We start from the raw sequence: 10,795 nt of genomic DNA, 5'->3' as shown, positions 1-10,795 counted from the left end.
CCCGCGCGGCAAAGGATTACGTGGTCGTCGTCACCAAGTCCACGGTGCCGGTGGGCACCAATGCGCAGGTCCGCGAGGTGGTGGCCCGCGCCAACCCCGATCTCGATTTCGACGTCGCCTCGAACCCCGAATTCCTGCGCGAAGGGGCGGCGATCGACGATTTCATGAAGCCCGACCGCGTTGTCGTGGGGGTGGAGACAGAGCGCGCCGCCCAGGTCATGGCCGACATCTACCGCCCGCTCTACCTGCGCGATTTCCCGATCGTGACCACGGATCTGGAATCCGCGGAGATGATCAAATACGCCGCCAACGCCTTTCTCGCGACCAAGATCACCTTCATCAATGAGATCGCGGCGCTGTGCGAAAAGGTTGGCGCGGACGTGAAATCCGTGTCCCGGGGCATGGGCATGGACGGTCGCATCGGCAACAAGTTCCTGCACGCGGGCCCCGGCTATGGCGGGTCGTGTTTTCCCAAGGATACCAAGGCGCTGGCCCGGATCGGGCAGGAACACGCCGCGCCGATTTCCATCGTCGAGACCGTCATCAAGGTCAACGAGGAGGTCAAGCGCCGGATGATCGACAAGCTGGTGGACCTTTGTGACGGGTCGTTCAACGGCAGGAAGATCGCGGTGCTGGGGGTGACCTTCAAGCCCAACACCGACGACATGCGCGACGCGCCTTCGCTGACCATCGTGCCGGCGCTGGTGGGCGGCGGGGCGCAGGTCACGGTGGTCGATCCGCAGGGCCGACGCGAGGGCGAACACCTGCTGCCGGGCGTGACCTGGGCCGAGGACCCCTATGCCGCCGCCGATGGCGCGGACCTGCTGGTGATCTTGACCGAATGGAACGAGTTCCGGGCGCTGGACCTTGGCCGGCTGGCCAAAGGCATGGCCAGCGCCAGACTGGCCGACCTGCGCAACATCTACACCCCCGACGCCGCCCGCGAGGCCGGCTTCACCGCCTATGACAGCATCGGACGCGCCGGTTTCGAGGTCTGAGACCAGCGAAACACCCCTTGATGCGCCCTGCCTGTCCACAGGCGGGGCGCATCTGTGCAGGGACCTTGCCATCCTATGCGGATGGCGGGGTGCCGCCTCAGAGGAACTGCCGAACCTTGGACAGGTTTTTGCGAAGCAGGCAGCCCATCCCGCCAACGCCGTTTGTGCGGATGGCGCGATAGTCTTCGCGGCTTTTCTGCAGGATTTTCGACAGCGACCTGTTGCTTTCCCCGCCGACGCGCATCTTGACGAAAACCTCGGGGACATAGGCCAGCCGCACGCCGCCCTTGACCAGATAACGCAGCATCGCGTCGTAATCCGCCGCGATCCGGTAGCTTGTGTCGTACGTGCCCCAGCGCTCATAAACCTCACGCCGCAGGTAAAGAGTCGGGTGCGGCGGCATCCATCCACGGCGCAGCGCGCGGGCATCGTATGTCCCCGACCGCCACTTGCGGATGATGCGGTTGGTGTCCGCCTCCGCCACGTAGTCCAGATCGCCATATACGCCATCCACGGCGGGATCTTCCAGCGCCTGTGCCACATTGCTCAGCACCTGTGGGCTGGCGAAGAAGTCATCGGAGTGCATCAGGCCGATCGCATCGCCCGTACAGCGGGCAATGCCCCTGTTGATCGCGTCATAGATGCCGCCGTCTGGCTCGCTGACCAGAGCGATTTCGGGCCGCATGTGCTGCTGGAGCAGGTCCAGCGTGCCATCCGTGGACCCGCCATCCTGAATAACGTGTTCGACGTTCGGATAGTCCTGCGCGGCCACGCTTTCCAAGGCATCCGGCAGCGTTGCGGCGCGATTGTAGACGGCGGTGACAACGGAAATCTTGATCACGTCTCACTCTCTTTCGACAGGACCGGCGGAACGGGGGTCCCGCAGGATCGCAGGCGCGACCCGACAGGTTCCGGGCAGCGGCTTAACACAGTGATGACTGCTTTGAAATGTGCCAACAGACAGCGACCAGTCGTGAGGAATCCAGTGGGCGATTGACGTCAGCTTGCGGGGAAGGCGTTGTAGCGCGCCACTTGCCCGCCGGTCACCGTGACCCCGTGGCTGAGCAGCCAGGCGTGCGCCTCGAACCGGTCGCCCATTTGCCGGGGCACCCCGATGACCAATCGGCTGTCGACGCCATGGGCGGCCAGCATTGCACGCGCCGCAAGGGCCTGCACAAGGCAATCGCTGCGCCACGGCACAAACCGCGCTGCCACCGCAATGGCCCAGGTGGTGCGGTCTATGGCCTGGCGTTGGGCATCTGTTAACGGGGGCCAGGGGGCCTGTTGATCGCCGCTTTGGGCCGCCTCTGCAAGGCCGCCCCGACGGGTCCGCAGCCGGGCCCTGCCCAGCAGGACCATCGCCCATGCCACATCGATTAGGCGACGGAGGGTGATCTTGCGCAGGACCGACACGGGTCAACCCGCTTGCGCGACGATCAGCGACTGGGCGTCGAGATCCCGCATCACCGCCCGGACATCGTCGCGCAGCACCTCTTCGGAAACGCTGTATTCCTTTAGCAAGGCGGCGCACAGCGTATCGACGGAGGCCCCCTGACCCAACAGGTCCCACATGCGCGCCCCGACCGGGTTGAGCCCGTAGTAGGTGTCGGTCTTGAAGCTCAGCAGGACCAGCTCATCGCCGGTTGCGGTCGAAACCACGTCTGGATGGGTCTTGTAGGGGGTGGCGTCGTCCATTTCGGGTCCTTCCGGGCACAGGCATCACGCTACCAAAGCGCGTCTGCCCCGACAATCACTGCTAGCCGCGCGGTGTTTGGCCGTCGCTCGGCAGGGCTGTGTCCAGCAGCGCCTCGATGGTGGCGATGACCTCTGGCAAACGGGCGTAGTCACGCGGATAGGTCAGGGCGTGACCGGGCATCGCCCCGGCGACGGATCCGGCGGCTGTCAGACGGACCTGTGCCGCAAGCGGATCGGAGGGGTCGAGCGCAAAACTTTGCGCCAACAGCGTCATGCACAGCGACCTTGGCCCAAGCGATCCCGCCAAAACCGCGCCGTCGCCGCGATCCGGCCCCAAAACACAAATCGCACGGAGGCGCGTGTCTGCCGGTACAGCCGCGTTCTGTGGGTCCAGACGTCGCTTGTCCAGATAGTCAGCCATACGCGGCAAATTGGACGGCGCTTCGGGGAATATCTTTCTCAGGGAGTCGGGAAACAGGCGCAGGCTGTGATAGGTGGCCCGGGCGGTGATGGCGGCGCCCTCTTGGCGGATCTCCAGCGCATCATCGCCATGAAACGCCCAACCGGCCCCGCGCATCGCCGCCGACAGTGTTGATTTGCCGCGCCCGGAGTCCCCGATCAGGCAGACGGCGTCATCACCACGAGAGACAAGCGCGCCGTGCAGGACAAGCGCAGTGTCATGGGCCAGCACCCGCGGCAACAGCACGTCCATCGTGAAATGCTCATTAGTATGAGGATCGAGGTCGGAAACCAGAGGAAAGGCCCGAACGACGCGCGCCTTCCGCGCCACTTCGGCACCGGCAAGACCAAGGAAATTCAGTGATAGCGTGTCGGGATCATCGCGGACGCCGGAGACCGTCAAAGAGGCGTAGCTGTCGGTCCAGAGGTGGGTAAGATCGCAAGCCCCATATCGGGGCGCGTCAACCACATGCGTATCCCAACCGGCACGCAACAGTACGCGCCGGACTCTTTCGGACGGCTGCGTCATGTATCAGACGCCGAGCGGGCCACGGCAAAACATCGTGGCAAAGCGGATCAGGGCCGCGGGGTTCCGTCTTTTTTCAGGTTGCCGCCACCGCCACCCGAGTTTTCCTCGATGTTGAGAGAGCCGCTTGCTGTCAGGGCAGACACTTCGCCGAAAACTTCAAGTTTCGGCGAGGCATAAGCCTGTCGACCACTCTCTTTGCCTTCACGGCCCGCGTCATAACTCACAACCATTTTCCACCTTGCGTTTATTCATGAGTTCTCGGTTCAACCATAACACAGTTTTCGCCGTGTCACTTGTTCCCGATAGAGCAATTCCAAGCATCGAACATCACAACTGCGCCCCAAAAATCAAGGTCATACTCAGCCTGTCCAGCGAAAATCAGCTGCTCCACGTCCGACCGGACGATCCGCCGCGTGCTTTGCGAGCAGTGGAATGTGCCATGTTGCAGCTCCGGGGCGGCTGCAAAGAGCGCCTTGGTAAAATCATACCCGTGATGGTCGCGGACATGGGGCCATCGGATCGAGTCGGGAACCCGCCCCGCCATTGCGCGTCGCAGGGTGTGCTTCTTGTAGCCACCGCGCCGAAGTTGGTCCTCTGGCAGGGACAGGCAAAAGGTGAGGAGGCGGATATCGCAAAACGGGTCTCGCGGTTCGATCCCCAGCCGACCTGCAATCCGGTCATAACGTTCGCGGGCCACCACGAGGTTGGGAGAGGTCATCGCGGCGGCCCGGTGGTGCGCCTGCCCGTGTCCCTCCCGACGATGATGCTGCTGATAGCGCAGGTGGCGCGCGGCCAGATCGTGGCGCTGGATCATCTCCGGGGAAACGAGGCTATTCTTGACCCGATGTTGAATTGACTGCCGGTTCTGCCGGTCCTTGCGCCATTGGCGAAGGACCTGCGGCGCCAACCCGACCCAAGCGGCCTGCGCCAAGGTTTGCCAGAACGCGCTGGACCGCCCGGTTTCCTGAACGCGTGTCCGCGCGAATTGCACCACATCGCCATAGCGCCGCCGGTGCAGGGCATGGGTCAGCAGGTTGCCCGACGAAAACGCAGTGTCGCCGCCAACCCCGTCCAGCATGACGCGCACGCCAGACCGGGCGGCGGCCATATATGCCCCGGCGATCATCATCATGTAGCCATCGAACGGCTCTTCCAGATCGTCCAGCCGGGCACGCAGGGCGGGCAACAGCCAGGGCGGCGGGGCGTCATGCCGGATCGCTGTGGGTGCCAACCCGGGCATTGCCATGGCTTCCTCGATCAGGCGCGTCTCGACCCGCTCCCGGTCTGTGCCGCAGCCGGAAAAGGTGCGCAGCGGCCCCCTGCCAGAGCCGGCCAGAAGCTCCGCCGCCGTCACCGCGACAGAGGTGGAATCGATCCCGCCGCTCATCAGCAGGCCGGGCGTGTCGGGGCTGCGCAACCGGCATCGCACAGCTTGCGAATACACTTCTGCAAAAGCCTCTTCGTAGGCTTCGTTCGACGGCAGGTCGAGCCGGTCGCAGGGGTCCAGCCGCCAATAGCGCCGCAGTCGCAGGCCGTTTTTGTCAACCGTCAGGCAATGCGCGGCGGGCAGCCTCAGTACGTCCTGGAAAAAGGTGACCTCGTCGTCGATGGCCTCCAGCGCGCCGTCAAGGAAATCCACCACCCGCGCCTCGTTCAGCCGCATCGGCACCCTGTCCATGGCAACCAGTGCGCGCGGTTCGGTGGCAAAGGCAAAATGCGCGCCGGGCCGGTGATTATAGATCAACTGCCGCATGCCCATGTGGTCCCGCGCGCAAAAGAGCGCCTGCCGCCGGGGATCCCAGATCGCGAAGGCGAAATCGCCCAGAAGGTGGTTAACGCAGCCCTCACCCCAACGCAGGTAGGCGCGCAGGATCAGCGCGCCGTCGCCGGTGTTGCCCCCCGGGCCGTCCGGCCCAAGGGCTGTCAACAAGGCCTCTCGGTTGTCCAGGCGCGCATCGGCGGTGATCACGCAACCGGTTTCCTCATGCCGCAACGGCAGGGCTTCCAGCGCCGCCTCCGGCGTGGTGACAAGGCTGGTGTGGCCCAGCTCAACCGCGCCTTTCTGCCAGACCTGCGCCCCGTCCGGTCCGCGCAGGCGCAGGCGTGCCATGGCGGGGGCCAAGGGATCAGGCGGCAGCGCAGCGCCGGTCAGGTCCCGAAACCCGCAGATGCCGCTCATGGCTTGTCTGCTCCGATCGCGGGGTCATCGGTTGGGACGATGCGCCCTGCCGCAAGGCGCACCGTGACATCGGCAAGCGCAAGACTCGCCGGGCGATGGGTGATCAGGATGACCGTTCGCCCGGCTAGCGCCTCGCGCGCCGAATGGACAAAGGCCGCTTCGCCCTCCGGGTCGAACATGGCCGTGGGCTCATCCAGAATCAGGATCGGTGGATCCTTGACCAAGGCGCGGGCTAACGCGATCCGTTGCCGCTGTCCGCCGGACAGGCGCACCCCGCGCGACCCGATGGTGGTGTCCAGCCCATCGGGCAATCCGTCGATGAACTCAGCCGCGCGGGCCAGCTCAACCGCCTGCGCCAACGCCTCATCGGTCACATCTGGCCGCCCGAAGACGATGTTTTCCCGAACCGTTCCGTCAAACAGCAGCGTCTGCTGCGGCACCACGCCGATCAATCCCCGCAACGCGGCAAGGTTCAGCTCCCGAATGTCCCTCCCGTCCAGCAGCACCCGCCCGGCATCAGGCTCGTTGAACCGCAGGATCATGTCGACCAGCGTGCTTTTCCCCGCGCCGTTTGCGCCTGTCAGGGCCAGCACCCGCCCCGCCGGAACGGTCAGGTTGACCCCGTCCAGCGTGCCTTGCCGACCGGGGTGGGAAAACGACAGGTTCTCGAACCGGATCTCGCCTGCGGTGCTATCTGGGTGCAGACCCGTGGTCAGATCCTCAGCCGGTTCATCGAGGACGGCGTCAAACCGTTCAAGTGAGCCGCGCACCGCCTCAGTCCGGCCCCAGAGTCCGGCCAGCCCCGAGATGGGCTCTGTCAGCAGACCGGCATAAAGCAGCAGGCTGACCAGTTCGCCGACCGGCAATTCGCCGGATCGCACCCGCTCGCCAGAGATCCACATCAGGATGATCACCGCAGCCGCCGCGATGAACCGCAAGGCCGGGCCGGTCACGATCTGCATCCGGCCTACGCGGATCCCCAGATCCCGGTGGCGATGTATCAGGCGGGTATAGCGGGCGGTTTCGCGCGCTTCCTGCGCAAAGGTCTTGATCGCGGGCAGAATGGCCAGGTTTTCCTCGGCCAGAGAGATGGCCGCGCCATAGGTGTCGCGCTGATCCCGTGCCATTTTGCGGATCGGCCGGTAGGCGAGTTTGGTGATCAGGACAAAGACAGGCACGGCAATCGCAACCGGCCAGGCCAGCGCCGGATCCAGACGCAGCATCAGGACCATCGCGCCGATCAGCGTCAGGACCGTGGGCAGGACCGAAACCAGATCGCCGGTCAGGAAATTTGCGATGCTGTCCACGTCGCGGGTCAGCACCGTAATCTGGTCGCCGGGGCGCCGGTCGTGGAAATAACGGACCGGCAGGCTTTGAAAGTGGGTGTAGAGACGGGTGCGCAGGTCGGCCAGTATCCGCTCGAAGATGGTCAGGATGACGAGCCCGCTTGCGATCCTCAGGGCCGTTCGCAAGGCAAACAGCCCGATCAGTCCCAGCGCGACCGGGGCGATCCCTAGCGCCGCACTGTCGAGCAGCCCGCCGACAAGCTGGCCTCCTACCCAGGGGATCATCAGCGCGGTGCCGGTTTCGATCAACTGGAACGCCAGCGCGGCTGCAAGGCCGGTCCGGTAGGGGACGCCGAACTGCAGGATGCGGCTCAGTCTCACAGATCGGTTCCCCCTTTTCGCATCAGGGCGCCAAGACCGCGCGCCGCCCGTCGCAGATACAACTGCGCCAGAGATTGGTTCTGTCCGGGTGTGCCGAAGGTGGCTCGCATATAGGCGGCCGGGGGAAAGGCGGTTTCCCGCAAGAACCCGATTTTCTGCCCCAGACCGGGCGTCGCGGCCAGATTGGCCAGCAGCTTGCCCGCCCGCCCCGCCCGCAGGAACCGCACCGGGTCTTCAGTTTGCGGGGCGGAGTCGAGCGCGGGCAATACGTCGTCCGGCAGTTGCAGCCCGACACAGTCGCGCGCCGCTGTTAGCGAGCCATGGCAGATCCGCAAAAGTCCCTTGTCGCGGGCGCGCGCCACGAATGTCCGCCAATCCGCCTCGGAAAAGATTTTTGCGATCCGGACCAGATCCAGCAGCCAGATCAGACGGTTTTCGCTGTGATGCTGGGTGCCCGCCACGGTGATGGGCGCGCCGATATGCATGAACCGGTGGTAGCAGGCGAACAGCATCGCATCGACATGGCCGGGGCGCAGATAAGCGGCATGCAGACGCTGCAGCGGTTGGGCTTCTGCCCGCAACTCGGCATAGGGGAACAGGCGGGCCAGCGCCGCGTGATTGTTCGTCTGCCGGTGCAGGTCGATCACATGGTACAGCCCGTGCCCGTCCCGCAGATGATACGAACACTGCGAGGTCACGATCCGCCCGCCGGGCACGAAGGCCAGCGAGAAACCACCCGCTTTCAGAACCTCCTGCGCGCGTTCGAAATCCCCCGGCGAAACCACGATATCCGTATCGCCCCGCGGTCGGAGGGCGGGATTGTCATAGACCGAATAGGCCATCGCCGTGCCCTTGAGGATCAGCGGTTCGATCCCCGCCGCAGCAAATTCCGGTGCCAGCCGGGTCAGAATGCGTTGATGCGCCAATTCCTGAAACGCCAGACCGCGCGCCACGTCCTGAATTTCCTTGGACAGCCCGGCGGGCAGGCTGTCCATCAGTGGGCGGTCCTCGGCCAGCGTGCCGACGATCCCGTGATACCTCATCCGGTTGATCAGGTCGCCGGACGGGACGGGCGGCCGACCTTCACCGCCAAACAGGGCAGAGCGCAGGCAAGTGGAAAGCCAGGCATCGATGTCGGTAAGTTGCTCCGAATGATCCATGCGGGTTTCCCTTTTACCTTCCGGCCGCGTGTCACCATCGCGTTGGGCCCGAACTGCGGTCACGCGTGGCGGTCCCGGAATGCCGACCGAACCGGGCGGGAGTATCGCATGCGCATCGGCGGCCTTGAAAGCCGAGCCTGATAACGGCCCGGTCTGAGGTCTGAAAACCGGTAAACGGGCAACATCGACACCCTGAACGTAACTGGCCTCGATCAGCGTGGAGGCGTGTATAGCGGACCTGACGGCTGCAACAATGGACAAGTGTCGGGCGCGGCCTCAGGATGAAATCCGCCCGCGCTGCTCTCCCGGCGCCATGCCAAAGGATTTGCGGTACAGGCGGGCAAAGTGGCCGACGCTGTGAAACCCGCAGGCCACCGCGATCTCCGAGATCGACATCTCTGTCTGGATCAGCAGGTTGCGCGCCCGATCCAGACGCAATTCCATGTAGTAGCGGCTGGGCGAGGTGTTGAAATACCGGCCAAAGAGCCGTTCCAGCTGCCGCACCGAAATGCCCAGATCCTGCGCGATCATCATTGGCGGGATCGGATCTTCCAGCTGTTCCCGCATCATGCTGACGGCCTTGGCGACATGCGGATTGCGCATGCCGAACCGGGACTGAAAGGAAACGCGCTGCTCTGCATCGGCCTCCCGGACCCCGGCATAGACCATCATGTCGGACACCGCGACCGACAGGTCATAGCCGTGATCCTGTTCGATCAGGTGCAGCATCAGGTCCGCGGTGGCGGTGCCGCCCGAGGCGGTGACATGTTTTTCATCGGCGACAAAGACGCTGCGGACCAGCGATACCTCAGGGAACCTCTCGGAAAAGGCGTCGTGGTATTCCCAATGGATCGCGGCCTTCATCCCGTCCAGAAATCCGGCCTCGGCCAGGATCCACGCCCCGGAACACAGCGCGCCGACCTTTGCGCCGGTGGTGCGCGCCCGCCGCAGCGCGGCCAGCAGCGGGGGCGTGATGTGATCGGTCATGCCAAGGCCCGGAATGACAAAGATCCGGTCACTCTTGGGAAGCATGGCAAAGTCGTTTTGCACAAGGGTTACCGCCCCGTTTGACGCGGTCGCAGAAACCCCGTCCTCGGACGCGAAGGACCATGAATACAGCTCCTGACCGCTGATCATGTTGGCGATCCGCAAAGGCTCTGTCGCGCAGGACAGGGTCAGGTGAGTGTGATCCTCGATCAGCAGAAAGGTGAAATGTTGCGGTTTCATGACGGGTCTTTCGGCGGATTTTCGGCACTGACAGGCGGAGGCGGCGCAGGTGGTGTCGCATCTGTATTGTATCTGTCGCCCAACTTTATGCAGACTTTATTTTCTTCACGCAATACTGTAGCGGACAGGGGCAGAAATGCCGGGACGACACAAGGGACAGCGCCATGGCAACGGACAGCCGCAAGGCCAAAACGATTCTCTACGACCATTTGCGCATGGAAATCCTGTCGACCCGCATGGCCCCGGGCAGCGACATTGACGAGGCGCGCCTGTCCGAGGCGTTCAGCCTGTCCCGCACGCCGCTGCGCGAGGTGCTTCGCCAATTGGCCGGGGAAGGATACGTGCAACTGCGCGAAAACCGCTCGGCCCGCGTGACGGACATGTCCTTTGCCACCCTGCGCGATTTCTTTGTCGCCGCGCCGATGATCTACGGCGCGGTCCTGCGCCTTGCCGCGCGCAGTGCGACGCCTGAACAGATTGCGGACCTCAAGGCAGCGCAGGAGGAGTTCCGGACGGCCTTGCGGCAGGGGACCGCGATGGACCGGGCGCTGGCCAACAACCGATTCCATGAAATCACCGGTGAGATGGCGGGCAACATCTACCTGTTGCCCTCATTTCACCGCCTGCTCATCGATCACGCGCGCATCGGCACCACCTTTTACCGCCCGCAATCACCCAGCATGGTCGACAATCTCGACAAGGCCTGCCGCCAGCATGACGAGATCATAGCGGCCATCCAGGACCGCAATGAAACTCGCGCCGCCGAACTGGCCGATGAGCACTGGACCCTGTCGCGCGGTCAGATCGAACTTTTTGTCATGCCCGACGGGCTTGACCTGCCGCTTGGCGAACTGCCCCGCTCCACAACCGCATGAGTATCC

Annotated in this window: 11 protein-coding genes; 2 read left to right on the top strand and 9 right to left on the bottom strand. The window is 64.3% G+C overall.

The annotated features are described in order from the left end of the window. On the top strand, positions 1-998 hold a 998-nt coding region (locus ACTXGA_RS21170; protein ID WP_443392418.1), incomplete at its 5' end, for a UDP-glucose dehydrogenase family protein. A gap of 97 nt (positions 999-1,095) precedes the next feature. Here ACTXGA_RS21170 and ACTXGA_RS21165 read toward each other — a convergent pair. The 9 genes from ACTXGA_RS21165 to ACTXGA_RS21125 all read right to left on the bottom strand — a co-directional run bounded on the left by ACTXGA_RS21165 (position 1,096) and on the right by ACTXGA_RS21125 (position 9,914). Then, entirely contained in the window at positions 1,096-1,839 is a 744-nt protein-coding gene (locus ACTXGA_RS21165) for a glycosyltransferase family 2 protein (RefSeq protein ID WP_443396710.1), read from the bottom strand. Positions 1,840-1,997: 158 nt separating this feature from the next. After that, on the bottom strand, positions 1,998-2,411 hold the full coding sequence (locus tag ACTXGA_RS21160; protein ID WP_443396709.1) for a lasso peptide biosynthesis B2 protein: 414 nt from the start codon (positions 2,409-2,411) through the stop codon (positions 1,998-2,000). Between the two features lie 3 nt (positions 2,412-2,414). Further along, a complete protein-coding gene (locus ACTXGA_RS21155; protein ID WP_443396708.1) occupies positions 2,415-2,693 on the bottom strand; it encodes a PqqD family protein in 279 nt (92 codons plus the stop codon). 61 nt (positions 2,694-2,754) lie between these two features. Continuing rightward, positions 2,755-3,621, bottom strand: coding sequence for a phosphoenolpyruvate carboxykinase (ATP) (locus tag ACTXGA_RS21150; protein ID WP_443396707.1), 867 nt, complete (start codon positions 3,619-3,621; stop codon positions 2,755-2,757). A gap of 107 nt (positions 3,622-3,728) precedes the next feature. Then, positions 3,729-3,905 carry a hypothetical protein gene (locus tag ACTXGA_RS21145; RefSeq protein WP_443396706.1) on the bottom strand — a complete coding sequence of 59 codons (177 nt, stop codon included), beginning with the start codon at positions 3,903-3,905 and terminating at the stop codon, positions 3,729-3,731. A gap of 65 nt (positions 3,906-3,970) precedes the next feature. Next, complete coding sequence (locus ACTXGA_RS21140; RefSeq protein ID WP_443396705.1) at positions 3,971-5,860, bottom strand: asparagine synthase-related protein; 1,890 nt, start codon at positions 5,858-5,860, stop codon at positions 3,971-3,973. Then, the gene (locus ACTXGA_RS21135; RefSeq protein ID WP_443396704.1) at positions 5,857-7,527 is read right to left on the bottom strand and encodes an ABC transporter ATP-binding protein; all 1,671 of its coding nucleotides are present in this window, start codon (positions 7,525-7,527) and stop codon (positions 5,857-5,859) included. The genes ACTXGA_RS21140 and ACTXGA_RS21135 overlap by 4 nt, the downstream gene beginning before the upstream one ends. Next, positions 7,524-8,687, bottom strand: coding sequence for a nucleotidyltransferase family protein (locus ACTXGA_RS21130; RefSeq protein ID WP_443396703.1), 1,164 nt, complete (start codon positions 8,685-8,687; stop codon positions 7,524-7,526). The genes ACTXGA_RS21135 and ACTXGA_RS21130 overlap by 4 nt, the downstream gene beginning before the upstream one ends. 276 nt (positions 8,688-8,963) lie before the next feature. Then, positions 8,964-9,914, bottom strand: coding sequence for a GlxA family transcriptional regulator (locus tag ACTXGA_RS21125; protein ID WP_443396702.1), 951 nt, complete (start codon positions 9,912-9,914; stop codon positions 8,964-8,966). A gap of 164 nt (positions 9,915-10,078) precedes the next feature. Here ACTXGA_RS21125 and ACTXGA_RS21120 point away from each other — a divergent pair, with 164 nt between their 5' ends. After that, complete coding sequence (locus ACTXGA_RS21120; protein ID WP_443396701.1) at positions 10,079-10,789, top strand: GntR family transcriptional regulator; 711 nt, start codon at positions 10,079-10,081, stop codon at positions 10,787-10,789. Positions 10,790-10,795: the final 6 nt, after the last annotated feature.

The organism is Antarctobacter jejuensis (assembly GCF_052266595.1).
Taxonomy (GTDB): Bacteria; Pseudomonadota; Alphaproteobacteria; order Rhodobacterales; family Rhodobacteraceae; genus Antarctobacter; species Antarctobacter jejuensis.
Note: the sequence above shows the minus strand (reverse complement) of the source record. Positions and strands in the feature narration are given on the sequence as shown.

Coding starts and splice junctions, on each gene's coding strand:
- ACTXGA_RS21155 (WP_443396708.1), bottom strand. CDS start 2,693: ATGGACGACGCCACCCCCTACAAGACCCATCCAGACGTGGTTTCGACC.
- ACTXGA_RS21140 (WP_443396705.1), bottom strand. CDS start 5,860: ATGAGCGGCATCTGCGGGTTTCGGGACCTGACCGGCGCTGCGCTGCCG.
- ACTXGA_RS21130 (WP_443396703.1), bottom strand. CDS start 8,687: ATGGATCATTCGGAGCAACTTACCGACATCGATGCCTGGCTTTCCACT.
- ACTXGA_RS21125 (WP_443396702.1), bottom strand. CDS start 9,914: ATGAAACCGCAACATTTCACCTTTCTGCTGATCGAGGATCACACTCAC.
- ACTXGA_RS21120 (WP_443396701.1), top strand. CDS start 10,079: ATGGCAACGGACAGCCGCAAGGCCAAAACGATTCTCTACGACCATTTG.